23 protein-coding genes and 1 rRNA gene are annotated in these 23,083 nt (G+C 57.2%); 4 read left to right on the forward strand and 20 right to left on the reverse strand.

Annotated elements, in window-relative coordinates; genetic code table 11:
- The 3 genes from rrf (at position 1) to AC22LX_RS21135 (ending at position 1,367) form a co-directional block, all read left to right on the forward strand.
- Positions 1–115, forward strand: a 5S ribosomal RNA gene (rrf, locus tag AC22LX_RS21125).
- A 334-nt stretch (positions 116–449) separates the two neighbouring features.
- Entirely contained in the window at positions 450–725 is a 276-nt protein-coding gene (locus tag AC22LX_RS21130; RefSeq protein ID WP_020079736.1) for a DUF2574 family protein, read from the forward strand.
- Between the two features lie 324 nt (positions 726–1,049).
- Positions 1,050–1,367, forward strand: coding sequence for a hypothetical protein (locus AC22LX_RS21135; protein ID WP_020079735.1), 318 nt, complete (start codon positions 1,050–1,052; stop codon positions 1,365–1,367).
- A 27-nt stretch (positions 1,368–1,394) separates the two neighbouring features.
- On the opposite strand, the gene AC22LX_RS21140 is transcribed toward AC22LX_RS21135, so the two are convergent.
- Genes AC22LX_RS21140 through AC22LX_RS21150 form a run of 3 tightly spaced genes read right to left on the reverse strand, consistent with a single transcriptional unit; the run spans position 1,395 to position 6,339 of the window.
- On the reverse strand, positions 1,395–2,519 hold the full coding sequence (locus AC22LX_RS21140; RefSeq protein WP_045395424.1) for an ABC transporter permease: 1,125 nt from the start codon (positions 2,517–2,519) through the stop codon (positions 1,395–1,397).
- Complete coding sequence (gene rbbA, locus AC22LX_RS21145; protein ID WP_045395426.1) at positions 2,519–5,278, reverse strand: ribosome-associated ATPase/putative transporter RbbA; 2,760 nt, start codon at positions 5,276–5,278, stop codon at positions 2,519–2,521. The genes AC22LX_RS21140 and rbbA overlap by 1 nt, the downstream gene beginning before the upstream one ends.
- Positions 5,275–6,339: an HlyD family secretion protein gene (locus AC22LX_RS21150; RefSeq protein WP_045395428.1), complete on the reverse strand. Its 1,065-nt coding sequence runs from the start codon at positions 6,337–6,339 to the stop codon at positions 5,275–5,277. The genes rbbA and AC22LX_RS21150 overlap by 4 nt, the downstream gene beginning before the upstream one ends.
- Before the next feature lie 372 nt (positions 6,340–6,711).
- On the opposite strand from AC22LX_RS21150, the gene AC22LX_RS21155 reads away from it, so the two are divergent.
- Positions 6,712–8,106, forward strand: coding sequence for a diguanylate cyclase (locus tag AC22LX_RS21155; RefSeq protein WP_045395430.1), 1,395 nt, complete (start codon positions 6,712–6,714; stop codon positions 8,104–8,106).
- A 47-nt stretch (positions 8,107–8,153) separates the two neighbouring features.
- On the opposite strand, the gene trpS is transcribed toward AC22LX_RS21155, so the two are convergent.
- The 17 genes from trpS to AC22LX_RS21240 all read right to left on the reverse strand — a co-directional run bounded on the left by trpS (position 8,154) and on the right by AC22LX_RS21240 (position 23,067).
- Complete coding sequence (gene trpS / locus AC22LX_RS21160) at positions 8,154–9,161, reverse strand: tryptophan--tRNA ligase (protein ID WP_487334196.1); 1,008 nt, start codon at positions 9,159–9,161, stop codon at positions 8,154–8,156.
- 275 nt (positions 9,162–9,436) lie between these two features.
- Entirely contained in the window at positions 9,437–10,000 is a 564-nt protein-coding gene (locus AC22LX_RS21165; RefSeq protein WP_227504561.1) for a hypothetical protein, read from the reverse strand.
- Between the two features lie 240 nt (positions 10,001–10,240).
- Positions 10,241–10,570: a DMT family transporter gene (locus AC22LX_RS21170; RefSeq protein WP_004204123.1), complete on the reverse strand. Its 330-nt coding sequence runs from the start codon at positions 10,568–10,570 to the stop codon at positions 10,241–10,243.
- A gap of 17 nt (positions 10,571–10,587) precedes the next feature.
- Positions 10,588–11,001: a DMT family transporter gene (locus AC22LX_RS21175; RefSeq protein ID WP_045395436.1), complete on the reverse strand. Its 414-nt coding sequence runs from the start codon at positions 10,999–11,001 to the stop codon at positions 10,588–10,590.
- Positions 11,002–11,032: 31 nt separating this feature from the next.
- Positions 11,033–11,701: a hypothetical protein gene (locus tag AC22LX_RS21180; RefSeq protein ID WP_045395438.1), complete on the reverse strand. Its 669-nt coding sequence runs from the start codon at positions 11,699–11,701 to the stop codon at positions 11,033–11,035.
- 12 nt (positions 11,702–11,713) lie between these two features.
- Entirely contained in the window at positions 11,714–12,334 is a 621-nt protein-coding gene (locus tag AC22LX_RS21185) for a phosphate propanoyltransferase (protein WP_063447368.1), read from the reverse strand.
- Positions 12,331–12,729 (reverse strand): BMC domain-containing protein, encoded by a 399-nt coding sequence (locus AC22LX_RS21190; RefSeq protein ID WP_045395442.1) that lies wholly within the window; start codon positions 12,727–12,729, stop codon positions 12,331–12,333. Before AC22LX_RS21190 ends, AC22LX_RS21185 begins: the two co-directional genes overlap by 4 nt.
- Before the next feature lie 12 nt (positions 12,730–12,741).
- Positions 12,742–13,689, reverse strand: coding sequence for a choline TMA-lyase-activating enzyme (gene cutD / locus AC22LX_RS21195; protein WP_487334197.1), 948 nt, complete (start codon positions 13,687–13,689; stop codon positions 12,742–12,744).
- Between the two features lie 85 nt (positions 13,690–13,774).
- Complete coding sequence (cutC, locus tag AC22LX_RS21200; RefSeq protein ID WP_487334198.1) at positions 13,775–17,161, reverse strand: choline trimethylamine-lyase; 3,387 nt, start codon at positions 17,159–17,161, stop codon at positions 13,775–13,777.
- 133 nt (positions 17,162–17,294) lie between these two features.
- Entirely contained in the window at positions 17,295–18,476 is a 1,182-nt protein-coding gene (locus tag AC22LX_RS21205; protein WP_045395448.1) for a 1-propanol dehydrogenase PduQ, read from the reverse strand.
- A gap of 17 nt (positions 18,477–18,493) precedes the next feature.
- Positions 18,494–18,751, reverse strand: coding sequence for a EutN/CcmL family microcompartment protein (locus AC22LX_RS21210; protein ID WP_015368471.1), 258 nt, complete (start codon positions 18,749–18,751; stop codon positions 18,494–18,496).
- A 24-nt stretch (positions 18,752–18,775) separates the two neighbouring features.
- On the reverse strand, positions 18,776–20,377 hold the full coding sequence (locus AC22LX_RS21215; protein ID WP_045395450.1) for an acetaldehyde dehydrogenase (acetylating): 1,602 nt from the start codon (positions 20,375–20,377) through the stop codon (positions 18,776–18,778).
- 53 nt (positions 20,378–20,430) lie between these two features.
- Positions 20,431–20,709, reverse strand: a complete 279-nt coding sequence (locus tag AC22LX_RS21220) for a BMC domain-containing protein (RefSeq protein ID WP_004146125.1) — start codon at positions 20,707–20,709, stop codon at positions 20,431–20,433.
- 12 nt (positions 20,710–20,721) lie between these two features.
- Positions 20,722–21,006, reverse strand: coding sequence for a BMC domain-containing protein (locus AC22LX_RS21225; RefSeq protein WP_487334199.1), 285 nt, complete (start codon positions 21,004–21,006; stop codon positions 20,722–20,724).
- A gap of 17 nt (positions 21,007–21,023) precedes the next feature.
- Positions 21,024–21,302 (reverse strand): BMC domain-containing protein, encoded by a 279-nt coding sequence (locus tag AC22LX_RS21230; protein ID WP_012542984.1) that lies wholly within the window; start codon positions 21,300–21,302, stop codon positions 21,024–21,026.
- A 446-nt stretch (positions 21,303–21,748) separates the two neighbouring features.
- Entirely contained in the window at positions 21,749–22,267 is a 519-nt protein-coding gene (locus AC22LX_RS21235) for a FidL-like protein (RefSeq protein WP_023322003.1), read from the reverse strand.
- Positions 22,264–23,067 carry a winged helix-turn-helix domain-containing protein gene (locus AC22LX_RS21240; RefSeq protein WP_045395452.1) on the reverse strand — a complete coding sequence of 268 codons (804 nt, stop codon included), beginning with the start codon at positions 23,065–23,067 and terminating at the stop codon, positions 22,264–22,266. The genes AC22LX_RS21235 and AC22LX_RS21240 overlap by 4 nt, the downstream gene beginning before the upstream one ends.
- Between the last annotated feature and the right edge of the window lie 16 nt (positions 23,068–23,083).

Genomic DNA, 23,083 nt, shown 5'->3' on the forward strand with positions numbered 1-23,083 from the left:
CTGGCGGCGATAGCGCGGTGGTCCCACCTGACCCCATGCCGAACTCAGAAGTGAAACGCCGTAGCGCCGATGGTAGTGTGGGGTCTCCCCATGTGAGAGTAGGGAACTGCCAGGCATCAAATAGAACGAAAGGCTCAGTCGGAAGACTGGGCCTTTTGTTTTTGTGTTTTGCGGCCAGACGCGCCGCCGTCTCCCCCGGTGGCGCTGCGCTTACCGGGGCTACCGCTCCTTCCCCGGCCTACACCGCCTCCGGGGAAACACCCTGCCCAGCCGCCTGGTCCGCTAACATCAGTAATACCTATCACACTAATAGCTCTCAGTATAATTGTCCTTATTAATTATATGGATTATCTTTCCTGCGTGATGACATCAACGCATCACTTCTCCTGAGGGAGAAAAATAGAAAGCAAATCGCTTATTTCTCATCCTGTTAACTGGTTATAAATTCAATGAAAAAACCGCTAATTGGGATTCTGACATTAGCTTATGGATTGAGCTTGCCTGCATTCGCTGCTGATACCGCTACATTAACGATCTCCGGGCGTGTGGCGACACCTACCTGCAGTACCAATATCATTAATGAAAAAGCTCAACAGCGTTGTGGGCAAAATACTTACCTCATTAACACGCAAAATATGGCAGTCCCTTCTCATGGGGTGGTTACCCAAACGGTGAATTTACCGAATGATGCGAACAGGAAAATAATTATCAGCAGCTACGATTAATCACCCACTTATATTTCCGCGCCATTATATTGCCCAGCGGCGAAATAATGGCGCGCTGCTATCAGATATAAAATCAGCCACTTGTGGACTTGAAAATTTATTCCCGCCGCTTAATACTTCTCCTCTCCGCTTATTTCCATGAACGACAGGGTTATCCACTCTTTTTGGGGTTGATGCGATACATCATTAACACTTTGTTAACTTGATCTGGTTTAAGTGACGGTAAATTTGATATACAAATAGGGTAGATTGCCTGTACGGACGCTGCCCGGAATGCCTTGCGATGAATGTTGCAGGTCATCGGCTGGCAATATGAGAATATAAATGAAAATCCTGCTTAACTGGCCGCCGCTGCGCCAGATCGTCACTTACATTCAGGAGCGCTTTACCTTTCTGGTTCTGCTCTGCTGGCCGGCGATTATCTGGCTGTTCTGCCGGGTTGGCGTGTGGCTTACCGATAGCGCCTATCAACTGCTGGGAAAATCGCCTGCCCACTCTTTCACCGTTTATCTTCAGCCATTTATGACGCCTGGCACGTTGCTGCGCATTTCTATCAGCTGGATTGTGCTGTTATTCATCCTTTTCAGTATGGCAATGGCCTTCACCTGGGGTCTACGTCGCTTTATGAATCGTCAAAAATAAGCCATCGGCGCAGCGCCTGGTTCAGGTTTATGCCATCTCACCAATTGTCTTGCGAAAACGCAGCAGCGCAATGGTAAAGAAAGCGCTGCCGATAGCGAACAAAATTAAAAACTGCGGCCAGACGATGGCAAAGCTGGCGCCGCGGTACAGTATCGCCTGCGCGAGGCTGACGAAGTGGGTGGTTGGCATGGTCAACATAATGTCCTGAACCAGCTGCGGCATACTCTCCCGTGGCGTGGATCCGCCGGAGAGCATCTGCAGCGGCAGCAGCACCAGGATCATCAGTAGCCCCAGTTGCGGCATAGAACGGGCGAGCGTGCCCATAAAAATGCCGATGGAGGTGGTGGCGAACAGGCTGAGCGCTACCCCCAGCATAAACAGCGGGATCGACCCTTCAATCGGCACCTGCAAAATTCCCTGCACCATCAGCAGTAGCGACAGCCCGGACACAACCAGCACCACCAGACCCATCGACCATATCTTGGCCATCATTATCTCAAACGGCGTTACCGGCATCACCAGTAGGTGCTCAATGGTGCCGTGCTCTCGCTCGCGGATAAGCGCCGAACCGGTGAGGACAATGGCCAGCATGGTGATGTTGTTGATAATCGCCATCACCGCGCCGAAGCGCTCTTGTTCAAGGTTAGGGTTAAAGCGCATCCTCACCGCCAGCTCCACCGGCAGCGTACTGTTGTCGCGATAGTGGGCAACAAAGCTGTTCACTTCACCGCTGATAATATTCTGGATATAGCCGTTGCCGGTAAAGGCCTGGCTCATTCGCGTGGCGTCGACGTTGACCTGCACCTCCGGCTGACGACCGGCTAGCACATCGCGCTGGAAGTTTGGCGGAATATTAATGGCGAATGTATATCGTCCGGCATCCAGCCCGGCATCCATTTCATCGGCGCTGATCAACTCCGGCGTTAAAAACCATGGCCGATAAAAGCCGTTAATGATCCGCGATGAGAGCTGTGATTTATCCATATCGGCAATAGCGATAGGCGCCAGGTGTAGAGAGCCGGGCATTACCGTGGCCGAGGAGTAAACCGACACGGTAAAAGCAAACACGATCAGCGCCAGCATCGCTTTATCGCCGAGCAGGCTGCGCAGCTCTTTGATGCCGAGGTTATAAATATTGCGTAATCCGCGCATCACCCCTCCTGTTTTTTCAGCAGCAACACGCTCAGCCCGAGCACCAGCGGCACCGCAATCAATAGTGGAATGAACGAAACCCACAAATCACTAATATTCAGCGCCTTGGAGAAGGTACCGCGGGCGATGGTCAGGAAATGGCTGGTCGGGTAGATTTGTCCGATCCAGCGACCTGGCCCCTCCAGAGACGCCACCGGGTCGATCATCCCGGAGAATTGGGTGGCCGGAATCAGCGTAATAATCGCGGTACCGAAAATGGCGGCGATTTGGCTCTTCATAAATGTCGAGATCAGCAATCCCAGCCCGGTGGCGATGGTGACATACAGCAGCGCCGCCAGGGTGAGGGTCAGGAAACTCCCCTTATGCGCAACGCCAAACACGAAGACCGACAGCGCGCACAGCAGAAAGAAGTTAAACATGCCCAGCACGATGTAAGGCAGCTGTTTGCCGAGCAGGAATTCGCTGCGGGTGGTCGGCGTCACGTACAGGTTGATGATCGAACCGAGCTCTTTTTCCCGCACCACGCTCAGCGCGCTGAGCATTGCCGGGATCATCATCAACAGCAGCGGGATCACCGCCGGGACGATGGCCGGCAGGCTCTTCACGTCCGGGTTATAGCGATAGCGGGTCTCGATAGAAATGAGCGAAGTATCACGATTCGGGCTACTTTGCCGCCCGGCCATCTCCTGTAGCCAGGCCAGATGCATCGCCTGCACGTACCCGCGCACCGTTTCCGCGCGATTTGGCATTGCGCCGTCCACCCACACGCCAATCTGCACCGGCGTACCGCGAGCGATATCGCGGCCAAAGTTCGGCGGAATTTCTATCGCCACCGCCAGCTCGCCGTTACGCATTCGACGATCCAATTCGTCATAACTCTGCAGTGGCGCCTGCTCGATAAAGTAGCGTGAGCCAGCAATGTTCTGCGACCAGTTCTGGCTGCTGATCGTTTGATCGCGGTCGAGGACGGCAAAGCGCAGATCCTCGACATCCATGCTGATCCCATAGCCCATGATAAACATCAGGATCACCGTTCCCAGCAGCGCCAGCGTCGATCGCACCGGATCGCGGCGCAGTTCCAGCGCTTCGCGGCGGCTATAGCTAAACAGGCGGCGCAGGCTGAATGACTGGCGTGGGGACGCGTTCTTGTGGTGTGATGCGACAGCAGGCGGCGCGGGCGTTGTAGAGGCAGAAACGGTCGGCTGTGTGGCATCCGCCGCCTCCTGCAGCCAGGCGATAAACGCCTCTTCGAGGCTGGCGGAGCCACGTTGCTCAACCAGCGCCTGCGGCGTATCGCTGGCCAGCACTTTGCCGGCGTGCATCAGCGAGATGCGATCGCAGCGTTCCGCCTCATTCATAAAGTGGGTGGAGATGAAGATGGTGACGCGATCCTGCCGCGCCAGGTCAACCATCAGTTGCCAGAACATATCGCGCGCCACCGGGTCAACGCCGGAGGTGGGTTCATCGAGGATCAGCATCTCCGGGCGATGAATTACCGCGACCGCTAATGACAGGCGCTGGCGGATCCCCAGCGGTAGAGCGGCGGGGAGCGCGTCTTCAACCTCGGTCAACATAAAACGCTCGCTCATTTCAGCGACCCGGCCGGCTATTTCATGATCCGGAATGTGAAACAAGCGGGCGTGCAGCTCCAGGTTTTGCCGTACGCTCAGTTCGCTATAGAGCGAGAAAGCCTGCGACATATAACCCACTCGCTGGCGGGTGGCGATATCTTTCGGGTCGACCGGTTGGCCAAACAGCCAGGCCTCGCCTTCGCTGGCGGGCAACAGGCCGGTGAGCATTTTCATGGTGGTGGATTTGCCGCAGCCGTTAGAGCCGAGGAAGCCAAAAATTTCGCCACGGGCGATACGAAAGTTAACGTGGTCGACGGCGACAAAGTTGCCGAAGCGCATCGTCAGGCCGCGCGCTTCAATGGCGATCTCTTCCTCGCTGCCGTCGCGCGGCGGAATGACCACGTCTTTATGCGCCAGGCGCTGCGCTTCCGGCAGCAGGGCGATAAACGCCTGCTCCAGGGTCTGGCTGCCGGTCTGTTTTTTGAGCGCCGCCGCGCTACCGGTCGCCAGTATCTCGCCGGCGTTCATCGCCACCAGCCAGTCGAAGCGCTCGGCCTCTTCCATGTAGGCGGTAGCGACCAGTACGCTCATTTCCGGCTGGCGCTGACGAATGCTGTCTATCAGATCCCAGAACTGCGCGCGGGAGAGCGGGTCGACGCCGGTAGTGGGTTCATCAAGGATGAGTAACTGCGGATCGTGGATCAGCGCACAGCACAGGCCGAGCTTTTGTTTCATTCCACCGGAGAGTTTACCGGCGGGGCGATCGCGAAACGGCGCCAGCCCGGTGCTCTGCAGCAGTTCGTTGATGCGTAGTTCACGCTCGGTTTTATCGTGACCAAACAGGCGGGCGAAGAAGTCGACGTTTTCATAGACCGATAACGTATGGTAGAGGTTTTTCCCCAGGCCCTGCGGCATCCAGGCGATTTTCGGGCATACCTGCTGGCGGTGACGAACGTCGCGCATATCGCCGCCGAGCACCATCACGTTACCCTGCTCGATGGCCCGCGCCCCTGCGATAAGCGAGAGCAGGCTTGATTTGCCGACCCCGTCCGGGCCAATCAGGCCAACCATACGTCGCGCCGGGATCGCCAGGTTGATATCGCGCAACGCGATGGTGGCGCCAAACTGCTGGCCAACGTTTTCCAGCAGGGCGACGGGAGGCGAAGTATCCTGCGGCGTGAGTTTCATTGCGGCAACCTCACCGTCAGCGCTTCAGGCCAGCTTTTCTGCTTATCCAGTCGTACCCAGGCCATCCCAGGCAGGCCGGTTTTGACATATTCCAGATGCTGTTCCAGCAGCTCTGGCGGAATGCGCGCCTTGACGCGAAACATCAGCTTGAGCCGCTCGTCGCTGGTTTCTACCGTTTTTGGGGTGAATTGCGCGACGCTGGCGACAAAGCTGATATTTGCCGGGATCACTAGATCTGGCGCGGCATCCAGGATCAAGCGCGCTTCACTGCCGAGCGCCAGGAGACCCGCCTGTTCCGTTGGCAGGAAGAAGGTCATATAGACGTCTGCCAGGTCGACCATGTTTAATACCCGCCCCCCGGCGGCCAGCACTTCGCCTGGTTCGGCGACGCGGTACTGGATGCGGCCGTCGCGCGGCGCTTTCAGCTGGCTATCGTCAATATCGGCGAGGATCCGCCGCTCGGTGGCTTCGGCGGCTTCAACGCGGGTTTTAGCCTGGATGATGCTGGTGCGGGCAGCCTCGATGGCGGCGCGGGCGGCGGAGACCTGCGCTTTCGCCGATTCCAGCGCCGCGCGGGCGCTTTCAGCGGCCGCGCGATCGTCATCCAGCTGCTGAGCGGAGACGGCGCCGCGTTGTGAAAGAGTGCTGGAACGGACGTGACGTTTAGCGGTGGAGTCTAGCTCCGCCTGGCGCTGTTTCACCACCGCTTCGGTGGCGCGCATTTCGCTCTGCCGCTGGTCGAGTAACGCGTTGGCGGCGGCAACCGCGCTTTGCGCTTCTTTGATTTGCGCGGCGGCTTCGAGGCGCTGCTCATTGAGCACCCGCGTATCCATCCGCGCCAGCACATCGCCTTTATGGACGAACTGCCCCTCTTTGACCAGAATCGTCTCGATACGCCCGGCAATTTTGGTGGCGATATCGACTTCCGTCGCCTCGATGCGGCCATTACTGGCGGCGAAGCCCGGCGGTAGCCCAGCCGGGCGCAACATCCACCATGCGGCGGCGATGACCACCGCTGCAACTACGATATACCCGGTCCAACGTCGTTTGTTCTTGTCCATACGCGACTCGCTCTGTTCCATATTGCTGAGTGGTGCGCGTTTCGCTATTTCGCCCGGCGGGACGATAAAACAAAAGGGAGATAAGGCCGTCCGGCGCAAAATCCTGTTACGTTGCCAACCGGTGGGGAAGATGTGCTTTTAGAGTGGTCATCATCAGCAATCCTGGCCTTAAATGAAACACGCATATTTATAATCTGGATACTAACATCGGTAGCGTCAAAGTCCATATATAAACTATGGAATTGCGACCCCCTCGCTATAATGACTGAGAAATACGCTATCCCTATGATTTTCTTCGTCTGGTTGACCTGCGGCAACTCATGTATGATCGGCACCCCCGAAATAGACTAACGCCCGGCGAGCGCTTTATTCATGAACGATGAAAGCAAAAAATATATCTCTGTTATTTTTAAGGAGTGGCTACCGCTGTATGACAGCCTGACGCCAGCCGTTAAGGAGGTACTTAAAAATATCGCAGAGGAGCAATCGGAAGCGTTAGCGGCCCGGTTTTATGATTTTATTTTTCAGGATCCGGATATTGCCCGCCACCTGACTTATGATTTAGTTCAGGAAAGACTGAGCCGCTCGCTGGCGCTATGGGTGAAGGAGATCCTGACCAGCGACAAAGCGCAGTTGCCGGCGCTGGCGGAACGGCAATATCAGATTGGCAGCATCCACGCGCGGATCGGTATCCCGGCGGAGGCGGTGCTGCGCGGCGCCCGGCAAATTAAGGCCGGGCTTATTGAGTATATCCGCAGCCACGTTAACGACCGCCAGATTGCCGTCGATGCCATCTATTACGCTATTATGGCGATTAATATGGCCGTTGAGATGATGTGCCATGCCTATACCTTATCGCACTATCGGGCGACCAAAAACGAAGAGGCTTATCGCCTGTATAGTTTGATGGACAATGTCCCGATGGAATATGGCAAACAGCAGGCGGCGCTTTCCGGTTGGGAAAATACGGCAATTTTTAATATTGTTAGCGAAAATAAAGCGCATACTAACGCTACGTTATTATCTGAATCGGAATTTGGTCTCTGGTTCCGCCATAAATGCGTGCGCTATTTTAACAAAAATAGCCAGATGGACGAAATCGCCGCATTAATTTCGCAGGTCGACGACTTATTAATAGGATGGCGGGCATCAGCCTCTGCCATGGATTATAAAAATACACAAAACCTGATTCAGGGGATCCATATTCATTGCCAGCAAATCGGCAGCCAACTGGGCGTAATTTTTAGCAGCCTGTCGCAGATGCAAAACGGCAAAGATGCATTAACCAGCCTGCTTAACCGCCGCTATTTGCCGGTGGTGCTCAAGCATGAAGTGACGCTGGCGATGGAGCATGAGTTGCCGATGACGGTGGCGATCGTCGACATCGATCATTTCAAAGGCATTAACGATAACTGGGGCCATATGGTCGGCGACCGGGCGATTAAACATGTTGCCGAACTGCTCAGCGACAATATCCGTTCCAGCGACTATATCTTCCGCTACGGCGGGGAAGAGTTTCTGCTGGTGCTGGTGGAGACCGGCGTGTCAGAGGCGTTTACCATCCTCGACCGCCTGCGGAAGAAAATTAGCCAACTGGCGTTTAACGTTGGCGGCGACACGCAGATCCCGATCACCGCCAGCATTGGCTATGCCGTGCACTCCGGCCATCCCGATTACAACCTGCTGTTGCGCGATGCCGATAATGCGCTGTACGCCGCCAAACGCGAGGGACGCAACTGCGTGAAGATGCACAAAGGCAGGGTATAAAACCGAGCCCCGGTAAACGTAGCACGACCGGGGCAGGGCTCTGAAGCTCAGAACAGCACCGGCAGCCCCAGCCCGCGCTTCACTTCATGCAGCGTCCGCTGCGTGAGCTGGTGGGCGCGTTCGCTGCCCTGGCGCAACAATTCCAGTAGCATTCCTTTATCCTGACTGTACGTGGCCCGGCGTTCACGGATCGGCGCCAGTAGCTCCTGCAAGCAGGTTTCCAGTTCATTCTTACACTGGCGATCGCCCAGCCCGCCGCGCTGATAGTGGGCTTTCATCTCAGCAACCAGCGCCTTATCGCTATGGAAAGCGTCGAGATAGGTGAACACTACGTTGCCGTCGACATGCCCCGGATCGCTGACTCTCAGGTGTGTCGGGTCGGTATACATCGCGCTGACCGCGCGGTGAATCTCCTCTTCACTGGCCGATAACGTCAGCGTATTGCCCAGCGATTTCGACATTTTGGCATTACCGTCGACGCCCGGCAGGCGGCTCACTTCGCTGAGTAGCGCTTTGCAGTGGTGGAGCACCGGTTCGCCGGTGAGGCTATTCATTTTGTGGACGATTTCATTGGTCTGCTCAATCATCGGTAGCTGATCGTCGCCTACCGGCACCAGCTCGGCCTTGAAGGCGGTGATATCGGCGGCCTGGCTAATTGGATAGGCGAGAAAGCCAACCGGCAGCGAGCGGGCAAATCCCTTCTGGGCAATCTCATTTTTTACCGTCGGATTACGTTCCACGCGGGCGACGGTGACGATATTCATATACAGCGCGCTGAGCTCCGCCAGCGCGGGTAGAGCGGACTGCAGGCAAATAGTGGTGAGCCTGGGGTCGATGCCGACGGCCAGATAATCGGCCATGACTTCGAGGATATGGTGGCTGATTTTTTGCGGGTTGCTGCCGTTATCGGTGAGCCCTTGCAGGTCGGCGATCAGGATAAACTGCTGGTGGTCGTGCTGCAGCGCGACGCGCTGGCGCAGCGAGCCGACGTAGTGGCCAAGATGTAGTTGGCCGGTCGGGCGGTCGCCGGTGAGGATGGTTTGTGGATGGTTCATCAGGGACTCCTTATCAGACTGTTCAGCCGAAAGACGTCCTGAAAATAACAAAGCCGCCTTCCGGCGGCTTTGAAAATGGAAACGTGTATCATGCCGCCTGTTATGCAGGCAGCCACCAACGACGGGGGTAGGTAACGATAACGTTTCTGTTCATCTTTTTATCCTGCCACGAAATCACGGCGGGGTAAACCTGTTGCATACAAAGTATTATTCAGCAATCTGAAACCCTGCTCGTAAGCAGGTTTTGCTGAATTTGGTACCTCTGACTGGAAGGATCACATATGCTGTTTTTCAATTTTCAATTGCTTACGCCATACGCGGTTATGTAACGTCAAGACGATCGACTGGTAAAATGATGATGAATTCATCCACATGATATTCAGGCAGAAAAACATCAAACCTAAAGCAGATGTTATCTGCGGCGTATAATTGTCTACCGTGCCGAATAAAAATGAAAACCAGGAACCGATAAAGTAGATAATGCTAGTTATTCCTGTCAGCGTGATAATAATCAAATGTAATTTATATCCGTTTAAAGAGCCTCGAGCAGTCAGTAAGGTTGTAGTCATGATGACTACGCAATATACGATCGCTGCAAAAAATACGCCCATCAGTACTTTGTATTCAGGTATTCCTAACCAGCGAAAGAGTAGCATCCATACATAAATCTGGGGCATCGCGTAGCAAAAGATAGCAAGTATCATGCTGATCGCGATAGGAATACCGGCCATGTGTATACCAGGCGCCGCGCCGAATCGGCTTTTTAACCGATCCTTTAGTTGTTCCAGGTGTTGCAGATCGCTGGTTGCCAGTTTTTTCTTGATGATAGCGCTCAACACGAGGCTCTTCTTAATATATTTCATCATTGTGGAGCAATGGAGCCCAGTGAATGGAAGCGATTGAATTAAGCCAAAAGATACTTCCCTGATTATGTCATATTCTGAGGGGCCTGATGGTGCCCGGAATCGCGCTACCGACAAATGCCGAGGCGATGTCCATGTAAATCACGGCTCTCACCCAGCATGGTGAATGAGCCGGGCAAGGCGTAGCCGCCGCCCGGCAAGATAAACAAACCGTTGTTACATGGTCGAGAAGACGTTCATGATCACGCCGCCGGAGATAATCAGCGCCATGGCGATAATGGCCGCCAGGTCCGGCTTCTGCTTATAGAGGATCATGGAGCAGATCGTCACGCCGACGATACCGAAGCCGCACCACAGCGAGTAGGCTACGCCCACCGGGATGGTGCTCATCGCGCGGGTGAGGGCGAAGTAGCACAGGCCGTAGGCGCAGACCACCAGCACTGAAGGCGCCAGCTTGCTGAAGCCGTTGGTCTTTTTGATCATCGAGGTGCCGGTGATTTCGGAGCCGATAGACAGCGCCAGCCATAAAAATCCGAGATTAAACATAGGGTATTCCTTTCCTGTTAGTTGGCGATTTTCTTATCCATGGAGGCGACTGGCGTGATGGGTGCAGCCTCTTCGCTCTCTTCGGAACCCATCTTCGAGAACAGGTTCATGATAACGATGCCGCTGGCGATCACCGCCATGCCGATGATGGCGGCGGTATCCGGGTGCTGGCCGTAGAATGCCATTCCCAGCGTCGAGACCACCAGGATACCGGTGCCGGACCAGGTGGCGTACGCCAGGCCGACCGGGATATCTTTCACCGCCCTTGAGAGCGAGTAATAGCAGGTGCAGTAGAGCGCAATCAGCAGGCCGAGCAGCAGCATTTTTGTGCTGCCTTCGCTGCTACCGAACATTTTTAACGTCGAGGTTGCCGAGGTTTCGGAGAGGATAACCAGCAGCATCCATAACCAGCATTTTGTTTTCGAAGACATCGTTAAGCTCCAGGTTCATAGTTGGGTAAGGTCATATCTTTCTGTTTTTTAAATAATCAATGGCCGCATCGGTCAGCTGCGCGTACGGGGCCGCCGCCAGCGCCGGATTATTCACCACGTCTGTGACGGTGAGATAACGGCGCGGTTCGCTGCTGGTGGCGGCAGGCGCGGTGGGCGCGTCCAGCGTCGCCAGCAGCTCATTCATCGTGCCGAGGAAGACGCCGCAGGCTTCCAGACGAGCCAGCGTGGCCAGCAGATGCCCGGTATAGGCGCTGTCGGCCTGCGCGCCGCGTAGCTGGTTGAGTTCGCTAAGCGGATCGCAGTGATAGCGCAGCGCCAGCACGGGAATACCCTTCAGCAGCGCCTCGTGCGCGCAGCGGGCGAGCGGGCTGCTGCGCGTGCCGTTCAGCAGGTCTGAAGCCAGCGGGTAATCGAGAAACGGCAGCAGTACCGCCCGCCACGGCGCTGACGGCAGGGCATCCTGCCAGGCCGATGACGGGATAATCTCGCCTACCTCTCGCCATGCGGCGGCGTCGGCGAGACCATCCTCCAGCGCGAGGCGCAGCGGGTAGCCGCAGCTTGCCAGGCGCTGGCGGATTGCCGCGCGGTAGCCGTCAGCGGCGGTCACCATCACCAGTACCGGCGGTTGCAGGCGCTGTAAAATCCGCGCGACTAAACCTTCAATCTGTTCGTCGGTCATGGCGAGCCTCCGTTAGCCGATGAGCGTCACCTGCGCGCCGTTTTTCAACCCGGCGGCATTGGCTTCTTCGGTGTCAATGTGAAACTCCAGCGCGAAGTCATCGCGCACCCGCACCACCACTTCATCGAAAGTCAGCTGGCGCTCGCCGTTGCTGCGCACGCTGACCTTCTGGCCATTGCTAACGTTGAGTCGGCGCGCGTCCTGCGGCGACATATGAATATGGCGCCAGGCGCAGATCACCTGCGAATGGAGTTCAACGTGGCCAGCGGGCCCAATCAGCAGCGCGCTGCCGGCATTCTCCAGCTGGCCGGACTCACGAACTGGCGCCTTAATCCCGAGCGTGAAGCAGTCGGCGCGCGACACTTCCAGCTGCGATAGCGGGCGGGTTGGCCCCAGCACGCGGACGTTGGTCAGCGAGCCCTTCGACCCGACAACGGTCACGCACTCCTGGGCGGCGAACTGCCCCGGCTGGCGCAGCGGTTTGAACGGCGTCAGGCTGTAGCCTTTGCCGAATAGCGCCTCGACGTCCTGTTGCGCGAGATGAACGTGGCGGTTGGAGATCCCCACCGGGATTACCGGCGCCGTTGCGTTCAGGCGAACGGTGATTTTTTCGCGAAGCAAGGTGTCGATCATGACTTCTTCCCTTTCTTCAGCGCCGGATGCTTATCTTCCGCTTCGTTCGGGGCGGCAGGCGGAACGATGGGTTCCGGGGCGGCGATAACCACAGGTTCGGCCGCTTTTTTCGCAGGCGGCGGGTTGCCTTTGAGGTTGCTTAACGCTTCAACCACGCAGCGCTCCGGGCGGGCAATGACCAGCGACTTCACGGTGTGCTCGGCGCCAGCCACCGCCACGCCGCGCTCGATAGCGGTGTGGATGGCGCTGATTTCCCCTTCAAAGCAGACGCTCACCAGCCCGGAGCCTGGTTTGCGATAGCCAATGCAGGTCACTCCCGCGGCTTTACAGGCGGCGTCGACGGCCTGAATGGCGGCGACCCATCCTCGCGTTTCAATTACGCCTAAACTTTTCATGGTCGGCTCCTGTTAATGGCGGACTAAGCGAATATCAAAATCAAATTGCTGGAAGAAGGTTTCCAGCCGGTCCAGTTCGTCCGGTGAATAAGACGGGTCCTGGGTAATCGGGTAGGGCATATCCAGGCGTTCGTATTTTTTGCGCCCCAACTGGTGGTACGGCAGCATGTCGATGCGGCGGATATTCCCGCGCTTCGCCAGCTTCTGTACGTAATCAATCGCGCCGGTAATGGCGTCGAATGAGTCGTTGTAGCCGCGAATGAGCGGCATGCGCACAATCACATTGGCGCCGGAATCCACCAGCCATTCGAGATTGCGGCGGATCCCTTCGTTGCCGATGCCGAGCATCGCCTTGTGGTGTTCGCTGTTAATCTGCTTTATGTCGAACAAGAAGGTGTCGGTGACCGGCGCCAGCTTCTGGTAGTTGGCAAGCGGAGTGGTGCCCTGGGTTTCGACGGCGGTGTTAATCATCATCTTTTTGCATTCGCTAAATAAGGCGACGGCAAAATCGGTCTGCAGACTCATCTCGCCGCCGCCGATGGTCACGCCGCCGCCGGAGGAGATGTAGAAGTCGTAGTCCTGCATGATGATCTCCATCAGCTCGCTGACGGTGACGTCCTTGCCCATAATGTCCAGCGCGTTCTGGGTGCAAATCTCTTCGCATTTGCGACAGCCGATGCAGTCTTTGTTGCGGTCGACGAAGTGCTTCATTTCGCCGTTTTCTTCCGCCCGATAATGAATATCCGTCGGACAGACGCTGACGCAGTCACCGCAGTTAATGCATTTGTCGTGCGAGAACATCACCTGGAACTGGCTGCTCAGCCCTTCCGGGTTGGCGCACCACGGGCAGCGAATGTTGCAGCCCTTAAAAAACACCAGCGTGCGAATGCCATCGCCGTCATAGATCGAATATTTCTGGATATTGAAAATTCGGCCCGTTAATTCTTGTTTTGCGATCACGCTTGCCTCCCGCTCCGTCCCGTTACGGGACGGAGAACTTCCGGTTATTTCTCAAATACAGCTCATTTAATTCTCTTTAAGAGAACTAGAACTTCTCAATCACCGTACGGCTGATGATCTCGTCCTGGACCTCTTTGCACAGCTCAACGAAGTAGGCGCTGTAGCCGGCGACGCGAACGATCAGGTCGCGGTATTTCTCCGGCTCCTGCTGCGCCTTCTTCAGTACTTCGTTATCGACGTAGCTGAACTGCATCTGGCCGTTGCCGAGAATCGAGGCGGTACGCAGCAGGGTAATCAAGCCGTGGCGACCTTCAGGGGTATCCAGCAGTCCTTTGAGGAACTTGAAGTTGTGCACCATGCCGATGTTCATGGTTTCCACGTTCATCTTGCTGACCGACTTGATAATCGCCGTCGGGCCTTGTTTATCCGCGCCCTGAGTCGGGCTGATGCCGTCGGAGAGCGGCATCCACGCCAGGCGGCCGTTAGGCGTGGCGTTGGTCAGCTCGCCGATTGGCGTGTTGTTGGAGATAGACAGGGTGCCGTGGCTCAGGGTCGAGTAGAGCATTTTGTATTTACGGCACTCTTTCTCGGTCCATTCGGTAATATCCAGCGCGTACTGGTCGACGTAGTTATCGTCGTTACCGTATTTCGGCGCGTTCAGGCAGTCGCGGCGCAGCGCTTCGTAACCTTCAAAGTTGGCCAGCAGCGCATCGCGGATCTGCTCAAGGGTGTATTTCTTCTCTTCGAACACCAGCTTGCGGATCGCCGCCATCGAGTCGACGTAGGTCGCCAGGCCGGAGAAAATCAGCCCCGGACCGTGGTTGACCATCGCGCCGCCTGCGGCGACATCTTTGCCGCTCTCCATGCAGCCTTCGACCAGCAGCGACATCAGCGGCTTCGGCGCCACATCGCGGTGGACGCGCTGGCTGATGACGGTGCCGATGGCCGACAGGCGTACGATATGGGCTATCTGCTGTTTCACCGCCGCGTCGAAATCTTCGAAGGTGCGCAGGTCGCGCAGGTCGCCGGTATCCAGCCCCTGATAGCTATCGAACAGCACCATCCGCCCGCGGTTGAGCACGAATTCGATAGCGATAGGCCACTGGGTGTAGCCGGTGGAGGTCCACTGGTAGATGCGCCCGGATTTTTGCGGCTCAACGCAGCCCATCAGGCAGTAGTCGCGGGCGTCTTCAAAATCGAAGCCTTTGCGCAGCATCATCTTGATGTGGGAGTCATCAAAGTGGCAGGCCGGGAAGCCCATTCCTGCTTTCACCACGTCGACGATTTTTTCCATGTATTTCTGCGGCGACTGGTTGTGGATACGGCAGGCCAGCGACGGCTGATAAACCTTCACAAAGCGCACCGCGTCCATAATCAGGTAGGTCAGATCGTTACAGGCATCGCCGCCGCTACGTTTCTGGCCGCCAACGGTGAGGTTGATAAACGGCTGATAACCTGCGAAATATTTCGCTCCCAGCTCGCTCGACATCCACATCAGTTCGGCACATTTGATGATGAACGCCTGCAGCAGCTCCAGCGCGCTGTCGTGGGTCAGGCGGCCTTCGCGGATATCGGCTTCGAACATCGGGTAGCAGTACTGGTCGACGCGCCCCAGCGACAGCCCGGTCTGGTTCTCTTCGATTTCAAACAGTGACTCGACGGTCCAGATACTCTGCAGCGCTTCCTGCAGGGTCTTCGGCGGATTGGCCGGCACGTTTTCGTTGACGTCGGCGATGGTCAGCAGTTCGGCGCGGCGCTGGGCGTTTTGCTCTTTAGCCGCCAGTTCGCGGGCGTGGGCGGCGATGCGGCGGGCGTAGTTGACCACCCCTTCACAGGTTTCAATCGCCGCTTTGTAGTAGTAGATACGGTCGATATCTTCCGGGTTTTCCATGCTCAGGTTGGCCAGATGCGCCTCGGCATCGGCTTTAATGCCGTTCATCCCTTTGGCGAACAGCAGCACGTCGTAGCCCGGACAGGTATCGCCGCCGCCGTTAATCTGGTGATAGGAGAGGTCGCTGACGAAGGTCTCGCCGCTGAAGGCCCAGACGCCGGCCTCACGGTATTGCGCTTCGCAAATCTCATCCAGCGAACGGCCTTCCCAGAACGGGACGATCTCTTCGCGAATGGTTTTTTTATCCGCTTCGCTGATTTCAAACGGATCCTGCGGGCGGGTGCTCATGGTGTCGAGCTCATCGCGCACCCAGCGCCAGGCGATATCCGGCGAGAAGGCGCCCGCGCGCGGCTTGCCGCACGGATGGCCGACGATCAGCTCATCGTCCTGAATCAGAATCGGCGCGGTTTCGCAGGCGTGGCGGAAGGCTTTCGCCCGTAGCAGAATGGTCGGCATGCCAGGGTTAGCTTTGACCACTTCGGTAAAGGCCAGCGCGCGGTAGATAGAGACGCTCGGGCGTACCGTCAGGTAGTGGTTACGCAGGCGCTGCATACGCGGAGTTAAGCCTTCCATCGCCGGCGTGTCGGCACAGGCGGCGAACGGCGCGTGGCTGACCTGTTGTGCGCCGCTAAACAGACGCACCGGCAGATTCAGCGCGCTGAGGTTGCGTTGGGCGCTGATAAACATCGCCGAGAGTTCGTTCACTTCGGCGTTATCAAAAGAGGCGCCGTGCAGCATGGCGTCGAGCATCGGATAGCCGTCAATGGCGCAGGCGGCGCGGACTTCGCTCAGTTCCGCCAGCTTGAACCACAGGCACTCCACGATTTCATAGGCCTGCTGGGTATTCAGCGCGCCGCTGTTGATATCGCGCTGGAAGTAAGGCAGTAGCGCTTTATCCGCCCCGTGCGGGTTAACCGCATAGCTGCCGTTATCCAGCTGTAGCGCCAGCTGGAACAGATAGAACGCCTGGCAGGCTTCTTTGAAATTACGCGCCGGATGGGCCGGAACGTGGTGCAGAATGGCCGCGCTATCGAGCAGCTCGGCTTTGCGATAAGCATTGGTTTCCGCGGCCGCAAGCTGTTCGGCGCTGTTGGCCAGATTTTGCGCCAGCGCTAACAGGGCGTCGCAGGCGTAGATGGCGGCGCGGCAGCCGTTGACTTCATCCATACCGCTGCGGCTAACGGCGCTACCGAGGGCGCGGGTTTTCTCTTCCAACTGGTGCTTAATCGCCAGCACGCCTTTTTCGACGACCAGGTTGTAGTCCGGTGAATCGAGATCGCTATTGAGGTTGAGGAACTGGAATACGGATGGCCGATGCGCGGCGCTTTCATCATGGAAAATCGCCCCGTGCGGTTTACGGGTCTGGTTACCGACGATCAGTTCGTCGGCGCTGATGGTCAGCGGCAGCTGGCGCATCAGTTCATAGAAACGGCGAGCCGGTTTGACGGCGGCGGGAATGCCCGCGATATCGCTATCCAGCGCGCTGAGGATCGCGGCGTGCTCGGTGCACAGGGTGCTTGCCTGTGAGCGTAAACGGTCTGCCAGCACTTTGACGCGCGGCGTTAAGCTGTAGTGTGCCATGTAGTATTCTCCAGATGTTCTTTTTCCGCGGCTGATGACAACCCGGTTGTGGATACAGTGTCCGTATTCCTGCCGGGTGGCGGCTGACGCCTTACCCGGCCTACAAATAACTCAGCGATCACCCGGTTATTTGTTACCCGTAGGTCCGTGCAAGCGGAGCGCCGTCGGGCGATTCCAGGCAACCGGACCAGGCCCGGCGATAAAGCTCGGTTAACGCGTTAGCGTCCGGCGCGCGTGGGTTGGTTGGGGTACAGCTGTCGCGCAGCGCCTGGCCGACCATCTCCGGCAAACGGCGTTCGAATTCAGCCGCCTCAATGCCGGTGTTGCTAATGCCGGAGGGCATGCTCATCTCTTCTTTTAAAGCCTGAATGGCGACCAGCAGGCTGGCGACGCCCTGGCGCGGCGAGGCGGCTGGCAGATCAAGCAGATGCGCCAGACGGGCATATTTCGTTGCCGCAAGGGTGTCGCACTGGCCGTTGAAATCGGCGTTCCAGGCGACGACTTGCGCCATCAGCAGGGCGTTGGCGCGGCCATGGGGTACGCGGAAGACGCCGCCGAGGGCGTGGGCCAGGCTGTGGGTTATCCCAAGCGAGGCGTTGGTGAAGGCCATCCCCGCCATGCAGGAGGCGTTATGCATCTTTTCGCGCGCCTGCAGGTTGTCGCCGCTGCGCCAGCAGGTTGGCAGATAGCGGAATACCTGCTGCACCACTTTCTCCGCCAGCGCGTCGGAAAAGTCGCTGGCGGCGCGAGAGACGTAGGCTTCCAAAGCGTGACACAATACGTCCATGCCGGTGTCGGCGGTAATTGCCGGCGGCACCGAAGCCACCAGCGCCGGGTCAAGAATGGCGATATCCGGTAGTAGCGACGCATCCACCAGCACCAGCTTCTCCGCATTGGCTTTCACCACCGAAAAGGCGGTGACTTCCGAGCCGGTGCCGCTGGTGGTGGGGATGGCGACGAAGCACGGGCGGGGACGGTTGCCCTGCGGACGGGTCTGCGCCAGGGAGAAAATAACCGCTTTGGCGGCATCGATTACCGAACCGCCGCCGAGCGCGATAACCAGATCCGGATAGTGGTTATCCATCAGCTTCATGCCGCGCACCACGGTGGCGATATCCGGATCCGCCACTACGTCGTCCCACATCTGCCAGGCGATCCCGCGCTGGCGCAACAGGGCGGTGACGCGCTCGGCGAGGCCAAACTTCACCATCGCTTTATCGGTCACCAGCAGCACGCTGCGGGCGGAAAGTTCGTTCAGCACCGAGAGGGCGTCCTGACCGAAGCAAATCCGCGGTTTCAGTAAAAATTCACTCATTGGGCTATTCACTCCTGTTAGGCGTCCCGAAACACGTTCTCGACAATGGCGACCACCGACATCGCTTTGTAGCGGTCTTTATTGAGCGCGAAGTACTCTTCCGCCAGCACGATGTCGTGCATGCCGGCGCCGACGTTATCGACGGCGACCCAGGTCTGGTCTTTCATCGGCTGCTGTTTGTCATCTAAGCGGGTGATCAACAGCAGGTTGCTGCCGCGTAGCTCATCGCATTTCTGCGTGGCGACGACATGGCCGGTTACCTTTGCGAGAATCATCGTTTATCGCCTTATATCAGTGCGTTACTTAGCGAGGCGCTCCAGCACCTGGCGAATAACGCGTTCCACGTTTTGTTCGTTGATTTCACCTTCCATACTGGCGGCGCCTGCGCTGGCGAAACGGTCATCGTTGCCTGCGGAGTGCGCTGGTGCGGCATTGGCCGGAGCGTTGAAACGCACGTCATCAAGAATGCTGCGCTGCGGATCGCTCGCCGGAGTAACGATGGTCGGCTGGGGCTCAGGGCGGCTGCCCGGCGCGCGAAGCTCGTCAATCGAACGCACGCCATAGCCGACTTTGCGGATATTGAGCAAGTTCATCGGGCCGACGTTGTCGGAGCTGGAGCCGCCGCCGACCGCGCCGCAGCCGAGGGTCAGCGCCGGAGAGATGTTGGTGGTCGCGCCGATACCGCCGAGCGCCGCTGGGGTGTTAATCAGAATGCGGTTGACCGGTTTTTCGAGGCAGAACTGACGGATGACGTCCTGATTACGGGTGTGGATCACCAGCGTATGGCCGAGTCCTTCGTTGGTCAGCAGCTCCACCACGCGGTGGCAGGCGGCTTTCCAGTCCTCTTCCACGTACAGGCCGAGTACCGGGCACAGTTTTTCGCGCGAGTAGGGGTTTTTCGGCGATACGGTGGTTTGCTCGGCGATTAGCACTTTAGTGCTGGCCGGTACGCAGAATCCCGCCATCTGGCTGAGGTATAGCGCGGTTTTGCCGACCACTTTCGGGTTGATGGTGCCGTTCGGGCGCAGCAGCAGCGCCGCCATTTTCGCCGCCTCATCTTCATTCATGAAGTAGACGCCCTGCGCTTCCAGCTCGCGGTGAACCTCGTCGTAAATGCAGCGTTCGACGATAATCGACTGCTCGGAGGCGCAGATCACGCCATTATCGAAGGTTTTACTGGTGACGATATCTTTCACCGCGTGGTGGATATCGGCGCTGCGTTCGATAAACGCCGGGCCGTTACCCGGGCCGCCGCTGATGGTCGGGGTGCCGGAAGCGTAGGCCGCCCGCACCATGCCTTCGCCGCCGGTGGCGAGGATCAGCGACACGTCTTTGCTGTGCATCAGTTCGGAGGTAGCTTCGAGCGTTAACTGGGTGATGCCGTCAACGCTGCCTGCCGGGGCGCCGGCCGCTTCTGCCGCGCGTTTGACGATTTCAATCGCCTTCCAACTGCACTGACGCGCGCCCGGATGCGGGGAGAAGATAATGGCGTTGCCGGCCTTGAGGGCGATCAGCGCTTTGTAGATAACCGTAGAAGTTGGGTTAGTTGAGGGGACCAGCGCGCAAATCACGCCGAGCGGCACGCCCACGTCCATCACTTTTTTTACCGGGTCGTCATGAATGATGCCAACGGTCTTCATTTCTTTGATAGCGTCGTAGACGCGCAGCGAGGCGAAACGGTTTTTCAGCACTTTGTCCTGCCAGTTGCCAAAACCGGTCTCTTCCGCGGCCATTTTCGCCAGCGCTTCGGCGTGGTGCGCTGCTTCCTGGGCCACGTTTTTCACGATGGCGTCGATTTGCTGTTGCGAAAAGGTGGCCAGAATCGCCTGCGCCTTTTTGGCGTTGCGCACCAGTTCCCGCGCGTTCTGCCGGGACTGCAAATCGTTATCCAGTTCAATCATGAGTCTATCCTTCATCAGACGAAAAGAGTGGAGACGGGGCGCGCCCTGTCAGGTCATGCTTTGTGCTGCGCCGCGATTTTTTCGATGTCGTTATGTGGACGCGCGATGACGCGAGAGCTGACGACTTCGCCGATGCGTTTCGCCGCTTCCACGCCGGAGTCGACCGCCGCGTTGACCGCGCCGACGTCGCCTTTCACCATCGCGGTAACCAGGCCGGAACCGACGTTTTCATAGCCGATAAGCTCGACGTTGGCGGCTTTACACATCGCGTCCGCGGCTTCAATGCAGGCCACCAGACCTTTGGTTTCGATAAGACCAAGCGCTTCTTTCATCAGGATTCTCCGTTAGTCCGCAATCTTGTAATGCGAGACGATTTTGTTGATGTCGCTATGCGGACGGGCGATAACCAGCGAGGTCACCACTTCGCCGATGCGCTGCGCCGATTCCACACCGGAATCCACCGCCGCTTTCACCGCGCCGACGTCGCCTTTCACCATCGCGGTGACCAGGCCAGAGCCGACGTTTTCATAGCCGATAAGTTCGACGTTGGCGGCTTTACACATCGCATCCGCCGCTTCAATGCAGGCCACCAGACCTTTGGTTTCAATCAGACCTAATGCATCACCCATTTGCGTTCTCCTGGCCTTCAGGCCTTGTGTTTAATGACGATTTTGTTGATGTCGTTATGCGGACGCGCGATGACCAGCGAGGTCACCACTTCGCCGATGCGCTGCGCGGATTCCACACCGGAATCCACCGCCGCTTTCACCGCGCCGACGTCGCCTTTCACCATCACGGTGACAAGGCCAGAGCCGACGTTTTCATAGCCGATCAGTTCGACGTTGGCGGCTTTACACATCGCGTCCGCTGCTTCAATACAGGCCACCAGACCTTTGGTTTCGATAAGCCCCAATGCATCACCCATCGTGATTTCCTCCAGAACAGGTTTTGTTATTCGGGAAAACCGTCCGCGTAACGGCATCAACACGCGGAAGCGGCGTTCGGGGTTCACTATAGGGAATGGGGAAAGAAGTGAAATTTAAATCCGTGGAGATGAATATTTTAGGTTTTTACTCTGTGATTTAGCCTTATTTAGCCTTCCATTTATCTTTTCGTTCTGTTTTATGCGTGTTGATTTTTATGATGATATGGCGCTTTTTTAGGCTATTTATCGGCGAGAGGTGAATGTTAATAAGATGCTAATTACTTGCCAGCAGGCGGTAATATAGCCGCGTGATAATTGTGGGTATGCGCAAGTTTTGACGTCGAAGCTAAATGCAAAACGTGCGCTTTTAGCATCGTGGAAAGAGGGGGCAATAACGGAGCGTGAGCGAGGGCGCATTTTCCTCGCGGCGATACAGAGGGGACGGGTTAGTTAAGCGTGCTGCCGGACTTCAGCGTGCAGATGTAGAGCGGTGAGTTGATAGAGCTCAGCAGGATAGCTTTGTCGTTAAGCTTCTGCGCGTTGAGGAACAGGCCATCGTGGCTGTCGGACATCTCGCGCATGAAGTAGTCAAAGATGACATTCGGCGATTCGTCGATGGACGAGGCGCTGGATTCCCATTTTTTAATGCGGTAGTGGCGTTCGGTTGCCGAGATACGTTGGCTGGTGTAGCTGAATTTGACGTAGCGCTGCAGGTAGAGCCAGCCGGCGGCGGAGTCGGTATAGCCTTCCACCACCATCGAACCGTTACCGTTGGCGGCAAAATTAAAATGGATATTGCCGTTCACATTCTCTTTTTCCATGTTTTCAAAACGCATGATCGCTTTGGTGGAGCAGCTCATCACGCCGTCGTTGGCATCCGGCAGCAGGCGCCAGGCGCTAAACCCGGCGGCGGCGATAAATGCAAGGGCGGAGAGGGCGAAAAAGGTGCGGGGCGCGAGTCTCATTGCGGCTTCCAGGAGTAGTAAAAGTAGTTATCGCAATAGCTAAATGGGTTGTCTTCGTGCATCGCGCAGTGGGCGAGAAATACCCGGCCCAGGCCGTTAGTCTCCAGTCGGTCGCCGTAGAAGAAAACGAAACGCTCCCCCGGCTTGCAGCCGAGCTTCAGCCGCTGACGCACCTCATCGAAATTCTTACCATAGGCCGTGGCCGAGACCGAACGCAGCATTTCATCGCTGGCCAGCAGTTCGCACTGGCTGTGGCTCATCAGCGTCAGATTGATTGGCCGGGCGACGTGGGTGCCGGCGAGACTAAATGCCACCAGCAGCAGGGCGATGAGCAACAGACAGCCGCCGGCCAGATACCAGCACATACCGCGCGCATGTAGAGAAGCGGTGGGCGACGTTGGCGCCGCAGCGGGGGCGGCTTCATCAGGCGTATCGCATGTGAGAACGGCATCGGCGGGCGTCGGCTCGGCGTCGAGCAGTTCGATGCTGAGATCCTGATTCAGCTGCAGCATGCCGCGCGACACGGTGACAATAATGTTATCGATATCGTAGTGGCGGAAGGTTTTGCGCAGCATGCTCAGGTATTGATTGAGATTGCTGTTGGATGAGGTTAAGCCGTTATCGTCCCAGACCTTTTTCAACACTTCATCGCGACTGACAACGCCGGTATGGCGAAGAAAGAAATAGAGCAGCGCGTTGGCGGTAATGGATAGCTGACTATCCGGCTCATTGCCGCCCGGTAATGTTAGGGTGCCGTCCGTTGCGTCATAAATGAGACGGGCATTGATGTTGTAGCGCATCGCGGCCTCACTCTAC

The organism is Klebsiella sp. PK01 (genome assembly GCF_057624675.1).